Here is a 17,704-nt window from a genome sequence, read left to right as displayed (position 1 = left end):
CGTTGAGCTCGGGAGGAGCACGTTGAGTACGCTGCCGTTTCTGGTCGCCGGGTGGATCTTCCTGGTCGGGCTGTACGGGATGGTGACCAGCCGGGACCTGATCCACACCGTCGGCTGTCTGTCGGTCACCCAGTCCTCCACGTACATCCTGCTGCTCGGCATCGGCTACCGCGACGGCGCCGGCGCCCCCGTGTTCGCCGACGTCTCCGTGCACACGCCCGTGGTGGACCCGGTGGTGCAGGCGATGGCGCTGACCGACGTCGTCGTCGGGGCGACCGTGAGCGCGCTGCTGCTCGCGCTGGTCCTGCAGATCCGCAAGCGCAGCGGCACCGTCGATCCGGACCGGCTCGGCGAGCTGCGCGGATGACCGCGGGAGCCGCCCTCCCGCTGGCGGTGGCCATCCCGCTGTTCGGCGCCTCCGTGCTCGTGCTCGGGGGGCGCCGGCTGCCGCGCGTCGCCACGGACGCCCTGGCCGCCACGTTCGCGGTGGCCGTGCTCGTCGACCTCACGGTGCTGTGGGCGCGCACGGGTGGCTCGCGGACCGTCGAGTGGGCGGGCGGCTGGCGCCCGCGGGACGGGCACAGTGTCGGGATCGCGCTGGTCGGCGACCGGTTCGGGGTGGGCATCGCGCTGCTCGCGGCCCTGCTCGTGCTGTCCGTGACCGCCTACTCCTGGCGGTACTTCGAGGAGCCGCCGCACGGGCACCCCGGTGTCTTCCCGGCGCTGGTGCTGCTCTTCGAGACGGGCATGTGCGGCTTCTCGCTCACCGGCGACCTGTTCAACGCGTTCGTCTTCTTCGAGCTGATGGGTGTCGCGGCGGTCGCCCTCACCGGCTTCCACATCGAGGATCCGCGGCCGCTGCAGGGCGCGTTGACCTTCGGCATCCTCAACGCGCTCGCGGGCTGCTGCATGCTGCTCGGCATCGGACTGCTGTACGCGCGCACCGGCGAGCTGGGCTTCGCGCAGATCGGGGTCCGGCTCGCCGCCCGGGAGCCGGACGCGCTGCTGGGGTGCGCCGTCGCGCTGGTCCTCGCCGGGCTGCTCGTGAAGTCGGCGTCGGCGCCCTTCCACTTCTGGCACGCCGACGCCCACACGGTGGCGCCGACCCCGGTGAACATGCTGCTCGCCGGGGTGATGGTGCCGCTCGGCGTGTACGGGGTGGCCCGGGTCTGCACCGTGGCGTTCGGCGGTCCCGGCGGGCTTCCGGCTTCCGTACACGGGCCGCTGCTCACCGGCGCCGGGACGGTGACGGCGCTGCTGGGCGCGGTGATGTGCTGGCAGCAGCGCAACCTCAAACGCCTGCTCGCCTTCTCCACGGTGGCGCACGCGGGGCTGCTCCTGATCGGGATCGCGCCGCTCACCGCCGACGGTCTCGCGGGGACCGCGGTGTACGTCGCCGGGCACGCGGGGGTGAACGCGGCGCTGTTCGGGCTCGCCGGGATCGTGCTCGACCGGTACGGCTCGGTGGACGAGCGGGAGTTGCACGGCCGGGCCCGCGAACTCCCGGTGACCGGGGCCGTGTTCCTGGCCGGCGGATTGGCGCTGGCCGGCCTTCCGCCGTTCGGGACGGCGCTCGGCAAGTCGCTCACCGAGCATGCCGCGTCGCGGGAACACGCCTGGCTGCCCGCCGTGTTCGTGGTGGTGTCCGCGGTGACGGGCGGCGCGGTGCTGCGGGCGGGTCTGCGCGTGTTCTTCGGCAGGGGCGTACGGGTGGATCGCGGGCCCGCCGAGGAGATGAGCGGGGCGCGCGAGCAGCCGGAGGTCACGCGGTCGGCGGAGCGGCGGGTGCCGCGCCCGATGCTCGCCGTGCCCCGGCTGCTGCTCGCCGCCTCGCTCGCGTCGGGCACCGTTCCCGCGGTGCGGCACGCCCTGGCGGACGGCGCGCGGCTCTTCGCCGACCGCGCCGGGTATCTGGCGGCGGTGCGGGGCGCCGCTCCACCGCCCCTCCCGGCGGTACCGGCCACGGCGTGGACCCGCGAGGGCGTGCTGTACGGGCTCCTGTCGGCGGCGCTCGCCGTGGCGCTCGGGCTCCTGTCGGTGCGCCGCACGGGCCTCGGCCCGGACCGGGTGCTCCGGCCCCTGCTGCGGATGCACTCGGGGCGGCCCGGCGACTACATCAGCTGGCTGGCCGCCGGGCTCGCCGCGCTCACCCTGACCCTCGTGCTCGCCCTGCACTGACGGTGCCGGTCAGGTGGCGCGCACCGCGGTGCCGGTGAGGTGTCGCGGTAGCGGTCACGTGGTGCAGGTCGCGGCGGCGAGGCTCAGGGCGGCCGGGCCGCCGCGCGCGGCGTCACCGGAGAGCACGTGCTCCCGGGCCCACCAGTCCGCGTCGCCGTCCTCGATGTAGCGCAGCAGGATGCCCTCGCGCAGCGCCCACGGGCAAACCGTCACCGTCTCGGTGCCGGTCAGCTTCATGGCCGTGTGGGCGACCACCGCACCGGCTACGGACTGCCCGGCGCGTGCCGCCGAGATCCCCGGCAGCTGGGCCCGCCGTTCGGCGGGGAGACCGGCGAGCTCCTTCAGCGCCACGCCGAGTGCGCGGCGGTGCAACTGCCGTTCCACGAAGGGCCCGTGGCGGCCGGGCGCCGCTCCGCACAACCGGGCGAGCTGCTGGAACGTGCGCGAGGTGGCGACGGCCGTGTGCGGCATCTCCCAGCGGATCCGGGCGGCCACGTCCCGCAGCTGGTGGCGCACTTGCCGGCGGACGGCCTTGAGGTGCTCCGCACGGGGCGGGTCCTGCCCGTCGAAGAGTTCGTGCGTCAGCCGTCGCGCGCCCAGCGGCAGCGAGGCCGCGTAGTCGGGAAGGCGGCTGCGGCCGAAGGCCACCTCCAGGGAGCCGCCACCGATGTCGAAGAGCACCAGGGGCCCCGCACGCCAGCCCATCCACCGCCGGGCGGCCAGGAACGTCAGCTCCGCCTCGGCCTCGCCGGACAGGGTGCGCAGCCGCACCCCGGCCCCCGACTCCACCGCGGCCAGCACCTCGTCCCGGTTCGGGGCGTCGCGCACGATCGACGTCGCGAAGGCGAACGGCTCCGCCACGCCCCACCGCTCGGCTTCCTCCTGCACCTCGCGCACGGCGTCGACCAAGGCCCGTACCGGCTCCGCGCCGAGCCGGCCGCGGGCGTCCGCGTACTCGGCGAGCCGCAGCCGTCTCTTCGCCGTGTGGACCGGCAGCGGCACTTGGCCGTCGGCGTCCGCGACGACCAGTCGCACCGTGTTCGATCCCACATCCACCACGCCAACTCTCATGCACACCAGGTTCCCTCAGCGCGCGCGGAGCAAGCGGGCGGTGTCACACCCTGCGTCCCATGAGGTTCAGCAGTTTCGTCTGCGCGTCGGCGCCGGGTGGCGGCTCGACGGCGGACGCGAAGAGGCCGCTCTTCTCCAACTCGGCCGCGTGCGGCTCCACTTCGCCCCGCACGAAGTCGACGAGCCGCCCGGGGAGCCGCTCGTCGGCGCCGATCGCGCGGGAGAGGTCCCACGCGTGCACCGTCAGGTCGGTGATCATCTGGCCGAGGTAGAAGGTGGCGTCGGTGTCGCCGAAGGAGAGGTGGACGGTGCGGTCGAGGGCGCCCGGCTCCCGGAAGGCCGCGCGCGCCGCGGCGGCCGCCGTGTCCCAGGAGGCGACCGGGTCGGGACCGAGCATGTCGCCGTCGAAGGAGTCGCCGACGGACTCCATCGTCGCCCCGTCGCGGACCAGCGCGGGCACCCACAGCTGTTCGGTCGTGAGGTGGCCGACCAGGTCGCGCACGGTCCAGTCGGTGCAGGGTGTGGGAGCGTCCCACTGGTCGCCGCGGACGGCGTGCACCCGGTCGGCGAAGAGATCGAGCGCCTCGACGTGCCGGTCCAGGACGGATGGTGTCCCTGACCGGCCCGAGGTGTCCGCGCCGCTTGTGGTCTCTGCCTCGTCGCTGCTCATGGATCGGGGGTTCCCTCCCGCTCACGCGCTCCCGAACGGGTCCGTCCGCCCGCCACCGACCTGCGCGGATGGCGGCGCAGATACTCGCCCTCCAGTTGCGCCATGCGTTCGTTGTGGGTCCGCAGGGCGTCGTTCGAACCGTGCAGCAGGGTGCTGTGGCGGGTGCGGTGGATCGTCTCCAGCTCCCTGATGAGCTGCTGGTCGTCCAGCCGGCCCGGATCGACTCCGTTCATGGATCGCTCCGATCGCTGTGTGCGTCGCTCCCTGCCCCGGGGCAGCCCGTGCGGCCCGTACTACCCAGGATGCACCGCGAGGGGTCCGCGCGCGCACCGCAGGGCGCGACCGGCGCGTACGACACGCCCCCGCGTGTCCGGAAATCGCGGCGGCGCGCGGGCAGGCGGCGGGCGGTGTTTCCGCGTCCCACCGTTCGGCAGAGCAATTCCGACGAGCATGCGACCGGAAGGACCGCCCACGTGTCCCCTCGCACACCGAGACCCTCCCACCGCGCACCGAAACGCCTCCTCTTACCCCTCCTCGCCCTCGGCGTGGCAGCCACGCAGGCCCCCGGGCTGTTGGCGACACCCGCCTCGGCCACCCCCCGCCAGGCCGCCCACCGCGCCGCCCCCGGCGACCCGCTCGCCCGGTTCACGGACCAGAAGCCCGACTGGAAGCGGTGCGGCGCCGACACTCCGGCGCGGTTCCGGTGCGCCACCCTCACGGTGCCGCTCGACTACCGCTCCCCCGGCGGCGCCACCATCGACCTCGCGATATCCCGGATCGCGGCGGGCGACGCCGGCAAGCGCCACGGTGTGCTGCTGTCCAACCCCGGCGGGCCGGGCGGGCCGGGTCTCGATCTGCCGCTGTATCTGGCCGAGAAGATGCCGAAGTCCGTGACGGACCGGTACGACCTCATCGGGTTCGACCCCCGCGGCATCGGCCGCAGCGCGCCGGTGAACTGCGGCCTGACCGTGGCGGAGCTGCAGTGGCCGCGCACCTTCCGGCCGTTCGGCGAGAGCGTGGCCCGGGCCGAGGCCGTCGCGGACAAGTGCCGGGCGAGGGCGGGCGGCACGCTGGCGCACATCACCACGCGCAACACCGCGCGGGACATGGACGTCCTGCGGGCCGCGCTCGGGGAGAAGAAGATCTCCTACTTCGGGGTCTCGTACGGGACGGCCCTCGGCGCCGTCTACACCCAGCTGTTCCCGGGCCGCGCCGACCGGTTCGTGCTGGACAGCGCCATCGACCCGGGGCGCATGTGGCGCGAGATGTTCCGGATGTGGGCGCCGCAGGAGGAGCCGGCGTTCGCGCGGTGGTCGCGGTGGACCGCGGCGCGCTCGGCCACGTACGGCCTGGGCAGGACCCCGGCCCAAGTACGCTCCCGCTTCTGGGGGTTGGTGAAGCGGGCCGACCGTGACCCGATCGTCGTGGGCGACGCCAAGCTCACCGGCGCCGACATCCGCGCCGTCCTGCGGCGCGAGTTCTACACCGTCCGCAGCGCCGCCGAGCTCGTCGCCCTCCTCCGGGACGCCGCGGCGGGCGAGCCGGTCCCGGAGTTCCCGACGCCGCCGGAGGGGGAGACGGACAACGGCGCGTCGGCGCTGTGGGCCGTCGTGTGCGGTGACTCGGCCTGGCCGCGCGATCCGCGCACGTACCTCCGCGACTCGGTCAGGGACGCCGCGCGCCACCCGCTGTTCGGGGACTTCGCCTCGAACATCGCGCCGTGCGCGTTCTGGGACGCCCCGGTGGAGCCCGTCACCAGGATCGACAACACGGTCGGCACGCTGATCCTGCAGAACGAGTGGGACTCGCAGACCCCGCTGACGGCCGCGCGCGGCATGCACCGCGCGCTCAAGGGCTCCCGCATGGTGACCGTCGACGAGGGCGAGGGGCACGGCGTCGCCTTCGGCATGGCGCCCGGCCCCGTCAATAGGTGCGCGCAGGACACCGCGACGTCGTACCTGGTGACGGGCGCGCTGCCGGACAAGGACGTGACGTGCCGGGCGGTGCCGGGCGACGGACCGGGCGCGGGGTCGGCGAAGCCGGTGCGCCCGGCCTTCGGCTGACCTCGGGGCCTCGGGCCTTCGAGGTTTCGGGGCTACGCGGCTTCGGGCTACGCGGCTTCGGGGTTACCGCACGCGTTCGACCCGCCGCTCGTCCCACACCGGCTCGGGGGTCTCCCGGACCTGTCCGTCGCTGCCGAAGACCAGATAGCGGTCGAAGGAGCGGGCGAACCAGCGGTCGTGGGTGACGGCGAGGACCGTGCCCTGGAAGGCCTCCAGGCCTTCCTGGAGCGCCTCGGCGGACTCCAGGTCGAGGTTGTCCGTGGGCTCGTCGAGGAGCAGGGCCGTGCAGCCCTCCAGTTCGAGCAGCAGGATCTGGAAGCGGGCCTGCTGGCCGCCGGAGAGCCGTTCGAAGTTCTGCTCGGCCTGCTGGGTCAGTTCGTACCGCCGCAGCCGGGACATCGCGGCGCCGCGGTCCTGGGCATGCTCGCGCCAGAGGATGTCCAGGAGCGGGCGGCCCATCAGCTCGGGGTGCGCGTGGGTCTGGGCGAAGTGGCCGGGCACGACGCGCGCGCCGAGCTTCCAGGCCCCGGTGTGGGCGACCGGGTTGTCGGCGTCCCCCGCGAGCAGGCGCAGGAAGTGCGACTTGCCCGAGCCGTTCGAGCCGAGCACGGCGACCCGCTCGCCGTAGAAGACCTCCAGGTCGAAGGGTTTCATCAGGCCGGTCAGCTCCAGCTGCGCGCAGGTCACGGCCCGTACGCCGGTCCGGCCGCCCGGGAGCCGCATGGTGATGTCCTGCTCGCGCGGCGGCTCGGGCGGCGGCCCCGCCTCCTCGAACTTGCGGAGCCTGGTCTGCGCCGCGTGGTAGCGGGAGGCCATCTCGTGGCTGACGTCGGCGGCCTGGCGCAGCGTGCGCACCAGCTTCCTCAGCTGCTCGTGCTTCTCGTCCCAGCGCCGGCGCAGCTCCTCGAAGCGCGCGAAGCGCTCCTTGCGGGCCTCGTGGAACGTCGCGAAACCGCCGCCGTGCACCCAGGCGTCGGCGCCCTCGGGGCTCTGCTCGACGCTGACGATCTTCTCGGCGGCGCGGGCGAGCAGCTCCCGGTCGTGGGAGACGAACAGGACGGTCTTACGGGTCTCCTTGAGCTGCCCCTCCAGCCAGCGCTTGCCGGGGACGTCGAGGTAGTTGTCCGGCTCGTCGAGCAGCAGCACCTCGTCGGTGCCGCGCAGCAACGCCTCCAGGACGAGGCGCTTCTGTTCACCGCCGGAGAGCGTGCGCACCTCGCGGAACTGTGCCGTGTCGTACGGGACGCCGAGCGCGGCCGTGGTGCAGATGTCCCACAGCGTCTCGGCCTCGTACCCCTGGACCTCCGCCCAGTCGGAGAGCGCCTGCGCGTACCCCATCTGGGCGGCCTCGTCGTCGACCGTCATGATCGCGTGCTCGGCGGCGTCCACGGCCTTCGCGGCCTGGCGGATCCGCGGGTGGGAGACGGAGACGAGCAGGTCGCGCACGGTGGTCTCGTCGCGTACGGAGCCGACGAACTGCGGCATCACGCCGAGGCCGCCGCTGACGCTCACGGTGCCGCCGTGCGGCTGGAGCTCGCCGGAGATGAGGCGGAGCAGGGTGGTCTTGCCCGCGCCGTTCGCCCCGACGAGGGCGACGACGGCGCCCTCGCCGACCCGGAAGGAGACATCACCGAGCAGCGCCCGCCCGTCCGGCAAGTAGTACTCGAGGTGTGCGGCTTCCAGATGTCCCATGTGCGGGATTGTCCGTGGCCGACCGCCGCCCGGGCAAACCGTTTGCGCAGCCGCCCGGCGAAACGCCCCGCGTCCCCGCCCGGACCTGCTCTTTCCGTGGCCGGGAGCCTGAAGCGCGGCGCTCGGGGTACGCGGGCGCCATGAGCGCTGACACCCCGGACGTCTCCGGCCTCGATCTGTCCCGGCCCGCCCCCGGCCACCGCTCGTACAAGGCTCGCCTGCTCGGTCTCGACAGGCGCCTTTTCGACGCGGTCGCCACCCGGCACTGGCCCGGCGCCGACCGGGTGCTGCCCCGGCTCAGCCGGAGCGCCAACCACGGCGTGCTGTGGTTCGCGACGGCCGCGGGGATCGCCGCGACGCGCACCCCGCGGGCCCGCCGGGCCGCCGTGCGCGGGGTGGCCTCGCTGGCGCTGGCGTCCGCGACCATCAACACGCTGGGCAAGCGTTCGGTGCGCCGGGCCCGTCCGGTGCTCGACACGGTGCCGCTGATCCGGCAGCTCAAGCGGCAGCCGATCACCACGTCCTTCCCCTCCGGCCACTCGGCGTCGGCCGCCGCCTTCGCCACGGGGGTGGCGCTGGAGTCGCGGGCGTGGGGCGCGGTGGTGGCGCCGGTCGCGGCCGCCGTCGCGGTCTCCCGGATCTACACCGGCGCGCACTTCCCGAGCGACGTCCTGGTGGGCGGCGCCCTGGGGATGGGCGCGGCGTTCGCGGTGCGCGGCCTGGTGCCGACGCGGGCGCAGCCGGCCCCGCCCGGCCGCCCGCGGGTGACGGCGCCCGCGCTGCCGGGCGGCGCGGGACTGGTGCTGGTCGCCAACGCGGGGGCGGGCACCTCGCAGCGCGTGAAGGCGCTGCGCGACGCGCTGCCCGAAGCGGAGATCGTCATCGCCGAACCGGCCGACCTGGAGGCGGAGCTGGCGAAGGCCGCGACGCGCGCCCGGGTCCTCGGCGTGTGCGGCGGCGACGGCACCGTGAACACCGCGGCCACCGTCGCCCTGGAGCACGGGGTGCCGCTCGCGGTGCTGCCCGGCGGCACGCTCAACCACTTCGCCCAGGACCTCGGGGTCGAAAACGCCCGTGAGCTGTCGGGCGCGGTGGAGGCGGGCGAGGCGGTCGCCGTCGACGTCGGCCGGTTCCGGGCCGAGGTCGGCGACGGGTCCGGTGCGCCGGTCGAGAAGTACTTCGTCAACGCCTTCAGCCTCGGCGTCCATCCGCAGCTGGTGCGGTGGCGCGAGCGCTGGTCCGGGCGGATCGGCGACAAGCCCGCCTCGGTGCTCGCGGCGCTGAAGGTGCTGCGGTCCGACGAGCGGCCGATGGTCGCCGCGTTCCGCGGCAAGGAGCGGCCGCTGTGGCTGCTCTTCGCCGGCAACTGCACCTACCGCCGGCCGGGTTTCGCGCCGGACCGCAGGCTCGACCTGGCCGACGGGCTGCTCGACGTCCGCATCGTGCACGGCGGCCGCAGGCCGGGCGCCCGGCTGCTCGCGGCCGCGCTGACGGGGCCCGCGGTGCGCTCCCCCGCCCAGGCCGCCGTGCGGCTGCCGCGGCTGCGGGTGGACGGCCTCGGCCCGGACACGGCGGTCGCGTACGACGGCGAAGTCACCCATGTCCACGGCTCGTTGACGGTCGACAAGCTGCCGGAGGCGCTGACGGTCTACCGTCCGCTGAGCCGCGTACGGTGAACCACCCGATGACCACATACTGATACACGTATCTCATCATTCGGCATGGCGGCGTACGGTGCCCACTACACGTACACGAAGGAGTCGCCATGCCGAAGGAGACCGCCGTCTACACGCACGGACACCACGCGTCCGTGCTGCGCTCGCACACCTGGCGCACCGCCACCAACTCCGCCGCGTATCTCGTCGGTTCGATCGAGCCGCACATGCGGGTCCTCGACATCGGCTGCGGCCCCGGCACCATCACCGCGGACCTGGCCGCGCTGGTCCCCGAAGGGCGGGTCACGGGCGTCGACCGGGCGCCCGGCATCCTGGACACCGCACGCGCCACCGCCGCCGAACGCGGCCTGGACAACGTCGACTTCGCCGTCGCCGACGTGCACGACCTCGACTTCCCCGACGACTCCTTCTGTGTCGTCCACGCCCATCAGGTACTGCAGCACGTGGGCGACCCGGTGCGGGCGCTGCGCGAGATGCGGCGGGTGTGCAGGCCGGGCGGCCTCGTCGCCGTCCGCGACGCGGACTACTCGGCGATGACCTGGCACCCCCGCTCCCCCGGCCTGGACGACTGGCTGGACCTGTATGTGCGGGTGGCCCGCGCCAACGGCGGCGAGCCCGACGCGGGGCGCCGCCTGAAGGCCTGGGCCCTGGAGGCCGGCTTCACCGACGTCACCGCGTCCGCGGGCGCCTGGTGCTACAGCTCCGAGGAGGAGCGGGCCTGGTGGAGCGGGCTGTGGGCGGACCGCACGCTCGCCTCCGCGTACGCCGAGCACGCGGTGGCCGGCGGGCACGCGGACCAGGAGCGGCTGCGGGCCGTCGCGGCGTCCTGGCGGGACTGGGGCGAGCGGGCGGACGCCTGGTTCGCGGTGCTGCACGGCGAGATCCTCTGCCGCGCGTGACGGCCGCGCGCCCCCTGGGGGCGTCGCGGCCGTCCGTGGGTCACTCCCTGGGCAGCAGGGGCCCCAGGGGGCCGAGATCCAGGTTCAGGTCCTCGGGCCGCAGCCCGTAGCGGTCCCGGAGCTCGGCCATCCGGTCCTCCAGGAGCATCAGCGTGAGGCCGACCCGCTCCTCCTGGTCCTCGGTCAGTTCACCGGTGTCGAAGCGACGCACCGCCTGACGCTCCATCAGCTGGCGCAGGAGTTCGACGACGGTCAGGACCAGCTTCACCAGGTCCCGCTCGACCGTGTCGGGGTCGAGGTCCATCCGTTTGCGGTGGTCAGGCTCCATGGGTCACTCCGTCTTCGGCCACGGTGCGGGCACCTGCTCGTTCACCGAGCTGATCAATGCCTTCAGGTCGATGCGCACGAGGTCGACGTCCGCGATCCGCAGGGTGATGTCACCCGCGATGACCACGCCGCCGGCGAGCAGCCGGTCGAGCAGATCGACCAGGGCTATCTCGCGGCGCTCCACTACGGTCATGCGGGCCGGCCCTCCTCGTCGCCGGTGAAGGAGTACGCGGCCCACGGCCCCGTGAGCTCCACCCGCAGCCGGCTCGTCCCCTGGTCCTCGTCCTTGGTGCGGTCCACCAGTTCGACGAACTCCTCGGAGTCCACGCGGGGCACCAGATAGGCCGCGTTGAGCACGTTGCGGCCGGGTGTGCCGGCGAGCTCGGGGTTCTGCGGCGCGTGCAGCCGGGAGGCGTCGGCCCGCCGCGCGAGCCTCTCGTGCAGCCGGTGCGAGAACGCCTCGGCCTGCTGCCAGCTCTCCTCCTGCGCCGTGCGCTGGCTGCGCCGCCGGCGCAGGTAGTCGCGCCCGCTGCCCGGCTTGCTCGGCCGGGGAGCGTCGGCGGGTGTCGCCGGCGCGGCGGACTCCTCCTTCTCCAGGTAGACCTTCACGCCCCACTCGACGCGCCCGTCGATCCGCTCCAGGACGCGGTGGAAGCGCTCCTCGCCCTCCTCCAGCATGGCGCGTACGCCGCTGTCGTCCCGGAAGACCGTCGCGAGGCGCAACGGCAGCGGGCAGGTGACGGACGTCAGCGCGTCGATCACCCGCTGATGCGCGCGGGCCGTCTCGGAGAGCCAGTCCAGGTCCTCCAGGTGCCGGCGCAGCGCCTCCTCCGCGAAGTCCCGCTCCGGCACCGGGCCGACCAGGGCGATCAGGCCCGCGTGGCTGAGCTGGCGCGGCGGGACGCCGCCGACCCCGGTGAGGTCGGCGGCGAGCGGCGCGGCGAGGGGGCGGCAGACCGCGTAGACGTAGCGCAGGTCGTCATGGCGCTGTTCGTCGTGGCGCGGGCCGTCGCCGTGCGGATCATCGTTCACGGCGTTCATGTGACTCCTTCTCGGCCGGCTCCAGGGACTGCCGCTCCTCCAGGTCCGCCAGGCGCTGTCGCAGCTCGGCGTTCTCCCGGGAGAGTTCTGAGTGGCGTGCCCCGGAGGAGAGCGCGGGATCGCCCTCCCACCAGTCGATACCCATCTCCTTGGCCTTGTCGACCGACGCGACGATGAGGCGGAGTTTGATGGTGAGCAGTTCGATGTCGAGCAGGTTGATCTTGATGTCGCCGGCGATGACGACACCCTTGTCGAGGACCCGTTCCAGGATGTCGGCGAGGTTGGCTCCCCCACCGCTGCCGCCGTAGGGACCGGGGAGCCCGCCGCCCTGGGAGACCGTCATCGACGGTCCCGTCCGCCGGCCGACTCGGCGTACTCGCGCTGCTTCTCGTCGTCGGCGTCAGCCTCGTCCTCGGCCTCTTCGTCGTACTCGGCCTCGGGCTCGTCCTCGAACTCCTCCTCGTCCTCGTACTCCTCGGCCGGCTCGTCCTCGCGGTCGGCCGCGTCCTCGACGTCCTCGTCGTCCTCGTCGTCCTCGACGTACTCGGCCTCCGGGTCGTCCTCGTCCTCCTCGGCCGCCGGCTCGTCGTCGAACTCCTCGTCGGCCTCGGTGTCGCGCCCGTCCTCGCGCTCCTGCTCGTCCTGCTCGTCCCGCTGCTCCTGCGCCTCGCGCTCTTCCTCCTCCTCGGCCACCGCGTCCTCGTGGCTGTGGACGACCTCGCCGTCGCGGATCTCGCCGCGCCAGCCGTCGGTCGCCTCGCCGCGCATCGAGATGTGCCGGGCGAAGTTCTTGAGGTCCAGGCGGGCCCGGCGGCCCTGGGCGCGCCAGATGTTGCCGGTCTTCTCGAAGAGGCCCTTCGGGTAGTACTCGATGACCAGCAGCACCCGGGTGAGGTTGTCGCCGAGCGGGTGGAAGGTGACGACACCCTTGGTCGTGCCCTTGGCGCCCTCCGACGTCCAGGTGATCCGCTGGTCCGGGACCTGTTCGGTGGTGTGCGCCCTCCAGCTGCGGCTGGACCAGAAGACCTTGAGCTTCCAGTCGGAGTCCGTGTCGTTCGCGACGGTGGCGCCCTTGACGCCCTTGGCGAAGGTGGAGAACTCCTGGTACTGCGTCCACTGGTCGTAGGCGTCACGGACCGGCACGCCGACGTCGATGGTCTCCAGGATCACCGTGGGCTTCTGGCCCGCGCCGCCCTTCTTGCGCTTGCCGCCGAGGCTCTTGAAGGCCTCCTTGGCCTTGTCCTTCAGGTGGCTGCCGCCCAGTTCCAGCGCGCTGCGCACCGGGCCCTTGCCCTCGGCGACCTTCTTGCCGGCGTTCAGCGCCAGCTTCCCGAAGCCGGGGCTGTTGCCCTCCGCTATGTCGTTCAGTTTGCCGGTGGCGTCGCCGAGCTTGTGTCCCACGCCGACGAGCATGCGCTCGACCTGGGCCATCATGTACGCCTGCGCCTCTTCCTTCAGGCGGTCGGCGGCCGGGCTCTTCGTGATGTTGCTCAGGGGTGACTCAGCCATGATCGCGGTCTCCCTTCGCCCTGCCGCCGCTCGTGCGGGCCGACGAGGTGGCCCTGCGGGCGGTGCCGCGCGCCGAGCTGGACTTCTTCTGGGCGGTCTTGCGAGCCGTCTTCTGCGCGGTCTTCTTGGCCGGAGCCTTCTTCGCGGCCGCCTTCGGCGCGGACTTGGCGTCGGACTTCGTGTCCGACCCCGACCGCGACTTCGACGCGGCGCGCTTCGCCGGCGCCTTCTTGCGCGGCGCGGACTCCTCCGACTCCTCCGACTCCTCGGACTCCGCGTCCTCGTCCCGGTCCCGGTCCTCGGGTTCCTCGTCGCGGTCGTCGTCCTCGTCGTCCTCGTCGTCGTGCCGGTCGACGACGGTGCCCTTCACGTCCTTCGGCACCACACCGGAGATCCGGTCCTGAACGTCCAGCGTGCGGTCGTGCAGACGGTCGGCGAGACCTTCGAGCTGCCGGTTCAGAAGCGATCCCGTGGCCGCCTTGCCGACGCCCCGCAGGTCCTGGCGCAGCTGGTCGCCTATCTCCTTGAACTGCGGGTTGTTCTCCAGCTGCTGCGTCACCAACTGGCCCAGCGCCTTGGGGCTGAGGTTCAGCTTCTTGCCGGCCACCATGCTGCCGACGGCGAACGCGAACTTCGCCTTCTTCGTGCGTCCGAGCACGTACCCCGCGCCTACGGCGAGGCCCATCGCGAGACGGTTCATAGTCAGAAGTCCTGTCCTGTGCTGTGCTGCAGTCGGTCGAGGAGCTCGTCCTCGTGCCGCTCGAACTCGGCCTCGTCGATCTCTCCCGCCTCCAGGAGTTCCTCGAGGCGGGAGAGTTCACGACGGATCGCCGAGGGGTCGTAGTACTGCCGCTCCGCCTCGTCGACCACCTGTCTGAGCACCCAGAGGGAGCCGCGGGCGGGGGCGAGGGGAAGCATGAGCAGTTCCCCTATCAGTCCCATGGGGTCATCACTCCGCGGGTTCGGCGGGCCCCGGGTCGACGAAGCTGTACGGGGGCAGCGGGCCGTGCACCTTCAGCTCCAGGTGCGGATGAGTGGCCCGCAGTTCCTCGACGGCGGAGAGGAAGCCCTCGGACGTCTTGCGGTCGACCAGGAACGAGATGTTCGCCAGCCAGCCGGTGCCCTCCGGGCCCTCGCCGACCGCCTCGACGGTCGGTTCGAGCGCGCGCCGCACCTCGATGGCGTCGCTGGCCTCCCGGGCCCGCACGCCGTTGGTGATGGCCTCGCCGAGCTGCAGCTTCTGCTCGTGACTGCCGCCGCCCTGGCGCTGGTTGGCCTCCACCATGGCGCGCAGCTCCGGGTTCTCGGCGAGAACCTGGTGCAGGACGGCCTCTTCGTTGTGGGTGGCCTTCACGTTGTACTCGACCTTGCCGTCGAGGGTGCGCAGCCGCTCCTCGTAGTGCCCGGCCCGCTCGCCGAGCACCGAGACGACCGTCTCGTCGTCCGGGGCGAGGCTGCCGAAGCGCATCGGGAGCACGGAGCCGGCCGCGCCGGCCTCCGAGAGGACGTTCTGGTGCGCGAGCAGGTCGCGCCGCTTGGGCTTCAGGTCCTCGGGGGCGTCGCTCACGATGGCGGCGAGGTCGCCGTTCTTCAGGATGCGCACGGGGCAGGCCGGCCGGCCGATGCCCTCCATGCCGTCCGGCAGCGCCGGGTGGGAGCTGCTCGCGATGCCGTAGACGTACGTGGTCACTCCTTCTCCTCCTTCCGGCGCGAGGACGTGGAGCGCCGGGCCCGGGGACGGTCCTCGGTCTCGCGCTGGCTCTCCTCGCGGGACTGCTTGAACGCGTCCGATATGGTCTCGGCCGCTCCGGAGAGCGCGCCCTTCGACTTGCCCTTGGCGCCCGACTCGGTGATCTCACCGACGAGATCGGGCAGGCCGGGGTCCTTCTTCTTGCCGGATTCCAGGTCGAGGCGGTTGCACGCCTCGGCGAACCGCAGATAGGTGTCGACGCTCGCGACGACCACACGGACGTCGATCTTCAGGATCTCGATGCCGACGAGCGAGACGCGTACGAAGGCGTCGATGACGAGTCCTCGGTCGAGGATGAGCTCCACGACGTCGTACAGGCCACTGGTGCCGCCTCCGCCGCCGGACTGTTGTGCCGGGACTACGGTCATACCGACTCTGCCTCCTTGGGTCTTGTTCTCTCGTTCTCTCGGTCTGGCTTCTGCCGCCCTGTGCCAAAGGCCGCTACTGGCCGCTAATGGCCGCCGGGTTCCGCACGTCCGCGCTCGTAACGGCGCAGCCTCCGGTAACCCGTGAGCTCACCCTGCGGGTCCAGCTGCACCTCGTAGCTGGCGAGGAGACTCATCGTGTCGGGGACACGGGACAGTTCCAGGACCTCGATCTCCAACAGCCAGCCGTCTTCGGTGCGTTCGAAGGACGACACCGACTCGGGCGTCATGCCGGTCAGCTCGGCGAGCTGCTCGCGTGCCTGGCGGAGGACCACCATGGGCCCCGGCAGGGAATTCCCGCCGCCGTCCGAGTCCTGCCGCCCGGCGTCCGCGTCACGCTTCTCCGACGTCTTCGCCTCCGATGGCTTTTCATCTGATGTCTTGCTGTCTGTCGTCTTACGTGTCGTATTGGCCATGTTCACCTCCTTCTCCGAGTTACCCGATGAGCCTTGGCCAAACGTGATCGCTACGTATCCGCCCGGGCACGGTCACGCCGTCCGGCCGCGCAGCGCGCGCAGCTTGTGACGGGCCGGTCCGAGCGCGCGTCCCGAGCGCAGCACATCGGCCCACGGGTCGGTCCTGGCCTGCTCCACGGCGTTGTCGATGGTCCAGCTGCGGGCGTGCACGGCAGGATCGTCGAGTTGCCGCCACGCGATCGGCACGGCCACCGGTGCGCCCGGCGCGGACCGTACCGAGAAGGGGGTGACGGCGGTCCGCGCGTAGCCGTTGCGCCGCACGTCGAGGTAGAGCCGGCCGCCGCGCGCCTGTTTGCGGACGGCCGTGGTGAACCGCTCGGGGTGGGCGTCGGCGAGGGTGTCCGCCACCTCTTGTGCGAAGTCGCGGACGTCGTCGAAGCCGTGCCGGCCGTCTAGGGGTACGACGACGTGGAGTCCGCGGGAGCCGGTCGTCATCAGCGCGGACGGCAGTCCCATGTGGTCGAGGAGTTCACCGAGCAGCCGGGCCGCGTCCCGCACGACGTCGAAGCCGTCCGGCGCGGGGTCGAGGTCGAAGACCATCCGGTCGGGGTGGTCGACGCGGCGCGTGCGGGAGAGCCAGCGGTGCAGGGTGAGACAGGCCTGGTCGGCCAGGAAGAGGAGGGTCGCGGTGTCGTCGCACACGGTGTGCGTGACGGTGCCGCCCTCCTTCGCGACCTCGGCGCGGGTGACCCACTCCGGGTAGTGGTCCGGGGTCTCCTTCTGCAGGAACCGGGGTCCGCCGACGCCGTCCGGGTGGCGTTCCAGCATGAGGGGGCGGCCGCGCAGGTGGGGCAGCATGTAGGGGGCGACGGCCCGGTAGTAGTCGAAGAGGTCCTCTTTGGTGTGCCCGCCCGCGTGGCCGTCGAAGTGGCCGTTCGATGCGGCGTGCCCGTCGGTGCCCGTGCCGCCGGTGCTGGTGCCGGCGCCCTGTCCGTCGCCCTTGCCTTCGCCGGCCGGGAAGAGCACCTTCCGCGGCCGGTGCAGCTCCACGGTGCGGCGTCCGGCCCGCACCGTCCGTACGTCGTCCATGGGGCTCCCTTCGCTCGCTCCGCCGGCGGTCGACGTCCCGGCCGGGTACCCAGGGGTGAGCCCGGTACGCGTGCCGGGGCGACCGGGCGAGGTGGTGTCAACCCTGGTGGGGAGGGTGGCTGCCCCCACCGGGAAATCGGGGGCGGGCGGGCGTGCCGCGGGGCCCTGCGGCCGGAAGGATCGTTACGACCAGCCGCCCCGTCCCACTCCTCTTCCTGTCCCCACTCCTGTGAGGTCCGCCATGCCGCACGACTCCGACGCGATGCGCCAGGACACGACGCCCCCGCACCACCCCGACGCGACGCGTCACCCCGCCCCCGGCTTCGGCCCGCATCGCGCCTCTCGCCCGCGGCCCCGCTCGCACGACCCCGGACTGCTGGCCCGTGTCCTCGCGGGCACCGACGGTCCTCCGGCCCCCGGCTCCGTGCGGGCGGCGTTCGCGCTGTGGCTGACGGCGGTCGCGGCGGGGGTGTTCGGGGTGGCGCTCGCGGTCGTCCGCACCCCGTCCGGCACCGGCCTCGGCGCCGACGGAGTCCCGCTGCGCATGGCGTTGCTCTCCGCGACGGTCCTGGTGGCGGTGCGGATGCGGCGCGGCTCGCCCTGGGCACGCGCGACGCTGGCCGCCGCCCTCGGCGCACCGGCCCTGACGGCCGGCACCGCCCACCTGCCGGACGGCGCCCCCACCCTCGGCGACGCCGTCCGGAACCCGGACGTACTCGCCGCGGTGTCCGCCGGCACCCTGGTCCTGCACCTCACCGCGGCGGTCGCGGCGACGCTGCTGATGTTCCGGCCCACGGCCAACACGTGGTTCAGGTCGACACGACCGAACTGACGACGCGCCAGGGCACGCACCGCCACGCCCCGAACCGAACCGAACCGACCGAGCCGCGCTGCTCGG

At 73.0% G+C, this 17,704-nt stretch carries 21 protein-coding genes; 6 read left to right on the top strand and 15 right to left on the bottom strand.

Annotated elements, in window-relative coordinates; genetic code table 11:
* The first annotated feature begins 22 nt into the window (after nt 1–22).
* Both ACZ6B8_RS10725 and ACZ6B8_RS10720 read left to right on the top strand, forming a co-directional pair.
* Entirely contained in the window at nt 23–367 is a 345-nt protein-coding gene (locus ACZ6B8_RS10725) for a sodium:proton antiporter (RefSeq protein ID WP_471073143.1), read from the top strand.
* Nucleotides 364–2,178: a complex I subunit 5 family protein gene (locus tag ACZ6B8_RS10720; protein ID WP_471606973.1), complete on the top strand. Its 1,815-nt coding sequence runs from the start codon at nt 364–366 to the stop codon at nt 2,176–2,178. Before ACZ6B8_RS10725 ends, ACZ6B8_RS10720 begins: the two co-directional genes overlap by 4 nt.
* A 54-nt stretch (nt 2,179–2,232) precedes the next feature.
* Here ACZ6B8_RS10720 and ACZ6B8_RS10715 read toward each other — a convergent pair whose 3' ends face one another.
* From ACZ6B8_RS10715 to ACZ6B8_RS10705, 3 genes are read right to left on the bottom strand one after another with little or no spacing between them, the layout of a single operon-like run.
* On the bottom strand, nt 2,233–3,249 hold the full coding sequence (locus ACZ6B8_RS10715) for a Ppx/GppA family phosphatase (protein ID WP_471606972.1): 1,017 nt from the start codon (nt 3,247–3,249) through the stop codon (nt 2,233–2,235).
* Nucleotides 3,250–3,292: 43 nt separating this feature from the next.
* Nucleotides 3,293–3,919: a TIGR03086 family metal-binding protein gene (locus ACZ6B8_RS10710; RefSeq protein WP_471606971.1), complete on the bottom strand. Its 627-nt coding sequence runs from the start codon at nt 3,917–3,919 to the stop codon at nt 3,293–3,295.
* Nucleotides 3,916–4,152 carry a DUF6158 family protein gene (locus ACZ6B8_RS10705; RefSeq protein ID WP_471073155.1) on the bottom strand — a complete coding sequence of 79 codons (237 nt, stop codon included), beginning with the start codon at nt 4,150–4,152 and terminating at the stop codon, nt 3,916–3,918. The genes ACZ6B8_RS10710 and ACZ6B8_RS10705 overlap by 4 nt, the downstream gene beginning before the upstream one ends.
* A gap of 312 nt (nt 4,153–4,464) precedes the next feature.
* On the opposite strand from ACZ6B8_RS10705, the gene ACZ6B8_RS10700 reads away from it, so the two are divergent.
* Entirely contained in the window at nt 4,465–5,982 is a 1,518-nt protein-coding gene (locus ACZ6B8_RS10700; RefSeq protein WP_471606970.1) for an alpha/beta hydrolase, read from the top strand.
* A gap of 63 nt (nt 5,983–6,045) precedes the next feature.
* On the opposite strand, the gene ACZ6B8_RS10695 is transcribed toward ACZ6B8_RS10700, so the two are convergent.
* Nucleotides 6,046–7,674, bottom strand: a complete 1,629-nt coding sequence (locus tag ACZ6B8_RS10695) for an ABC-F family ATP-binding cassette domain-containing protein (protein ID WP_471606969.1) — start codon at nt 7,672–7,674, stop codon at nt 6,046–6,048.
* Nucleotides 7,675–7,814: 140 nt separating this feature from the next.
* Between ACZ6B8_RS10695 and ACZ6B8_RS10690 the strand changes: the two genes are divergently transcribed.
* Complete coding sequence (locus tag ACZ6B8_RS10690; protein WP_471606968.1) at nt 7,815–9,350, top strand: phosphatase PAP2 family protein; 1,536 nt, start codon at nt 7,815–7,817, stop codon at nt 9,348–9,350.
* Between the two features lie 89 nt (nt 9,351–9,439).
* Nucleotides 9,440–10,249, top strand: coding sequence for a methyltransferase domain-containing protein (locus tag ACZ6B8_RS10685; RefSeq protein WP_471606967.1), 810 nt, complete (start codon nt 9,440–9,442; stop codon nt 10,247–10,249).
* A 40-nt stretch (nt 10,250–10,289) separates the two neighbouring features.
* Here ACZ6B8_RS10685 and ACZ6B8_RS10680 read toward each other — a convergent pair whose 3' ends face one another.
* The 11 genes from ACZ6B8_RS10680 to ligD form a co-directional block, all read right to left on the bottom strand.
* The gene (locus ACZ6B8_RS10680) at nt 10,290–10,577 is read right to left on the bottom strand and encodes a gas vesicle protein K (protein WP_471073169.1); all 288 of its coding nucleotides are present in this window, start codon (nt 10,575–10,577) and stop codon (nt 10,290–10,292) included.
* A gap of 3 nt (nt 10,578–10,580) precedes the next feature.
* The gene (locus ACZ6B8_RS10675; RefSeq protein WP_355817312.1) at nt 10,581–10,769 is read right to left on the bottom strand and encodes a gas vesicle protein; all 189 of its coding nucleotides are present in this window, start codon (nt 10,767–10,769) and stop codon (nt 10,581–10,583) included.
* Nucleotides 10,766–11,617, bottom strand: a complete 852-nt coding sequence (locus ACZ6B8_RS10670) for a GvpL/GvpF family gas vesicle protein (protein ID WP_471606966.1) — start codon at nt 11,615–11,617, stop codon at nt 10,766–10,768. The genes ACZ6B8_RS10675 and ACZ6B8_RS10670 overlap by 4 nt, the downstream gene beginning before the upstream one ends.
* Complete coding sequence (locus ACZ6B8_RS10665) at nt 11,598–11,960, bottom strand: gas vesicle protein (protein WP_471606965.1); 363 nt, start codon at nt 11,958–11,960, stop codon at nt 11,598–11,600. Before ACZ6B8_RS10665 ends, ACZ6B8_RS10670 begins: the two co-directional genes overlap by 20 nt.
* Nucleotides 11,957–13,126 carry an SRPBCC family protein gene (locus ACZ6B8_RS10660; protein ID WP_471606964.1) on the bottom strand — a complete coding sequence of 390 codons (1,170 nt, stop codon included), beginning with the start codon at nt 13,124–13,126 and terminating at the stop codon, nt 11,957–11,959. Before ACZ6B8_RS10660 ends, ACZ6B8_RS10665 begins: the two co-directional genes overlap by 4 nt.
* Nucleotides 13,119–13,826, bottom strand: a complete 708-nt coding sequence (locus ACZ6B8_RS10655) for a DNA primase (RefSeq protein ID WP_471606963.1) — start codon at nt 13,824–13,826, stop codon at nt 13,119–13,121. Before ACZ6B8_RS10655 ends, ACZ6B8_RS10660 begins: the two co-directional genes overlap by 8 nt.
* Nucleotides 13,827–13,828: 2 nt before the next feature.
* Nucleotides 13,829–14,068 carry a gas vesicle protein GvpG gene (locus ACZ6B8_RS10650; protein WP_361733837.1) on the bottom strand — a complete coding sequence of 80 codons (240 nt, stop codon included), beginning with the start codon at nt 14,066–14,068 and terminating at the stop codon, nt 13,829–13,831.
* A gap of 7 nt (nt 14,069–14,075) precedes the next feature.
* Nucleotides 14,076–14,816 carry a GvpL/GvpF family gas vesicle protein gene (locus tag ACZ6B8_RS10645; RefSeq protein WP_471606962.1) on the bottom strand — a complete coding sequence of 247 codons (741 nt, stop codon included), beginning with the start codon at nt 14,814–14,816 and terminating at the stop codon, nt 14,076–14,078.
* The gene (locus ACZ6B8_RS10640; RefSeq protein ID WP_471073189.1) at nt 14,813–15,244 is read right to left on the bottom strand and encodes a gas vesicle structural protein GvpA; all 432 of its coding nucleotides are present in this window, start codon (nt 15,242–15,244) and stop codon (nt 14,813–14,815) included. Before ACZ6B8_RS10640 ends, ACZ6B8_RS10645 begins: the two co-directional genes overlap by 4 nt.
* A gap of 83 nt (nt 15,245–15,327) precedes the next feature.
* On the bottom strand, nt 15,328–15,717 hold the full coding sequence (locus ACZ6B8_RS10635) for a gas vesicle protein GvpO (RefSeq protein WP_471073192.1): 390 nt from the start codon (nt 15,715–15,717) through the stop codon (nt 15,328–15,330).
* 72 nt (nt 15,718–15,789) lie between these two features.
* Nucleotides 15,790–16,806, bottom strand: coding sequence for a non-homologous end-joining DNA ligase (gene ligD / locus ACZ6B8_RS10630; protein ID WP_471606961.1), 1,017 nt, complete (start codon nt 16,804–16,806; stop codon nt 15,790–15,792).
* 241 nt (nt 16,807–17,047) lie between these two features.
* On the opposite strand from ligD, the gene ACZ6B8_RS10625 reads away from it, so the two are divergent.
* Entirely contained in the window at nt 17,048–17,638 is a 591-nt protein-coding gene (locus tag ACZ6B8_RS10625; protein WP_471073198.1) for a hypothetical protein, read from the top strand.
* Nucleotides 17,639–17,704 lie beyond the last annotated feature (66 nt).

The sequence above is a fragment of the Streptomyces sp. NPDC041122 genome (assembly GCF_055592445.1).
The sequence above is the reverse complement of the archived record's forward strand: the minus strand, read 5'-3'. Positions and strand labels throughout refer to the sequence as shown.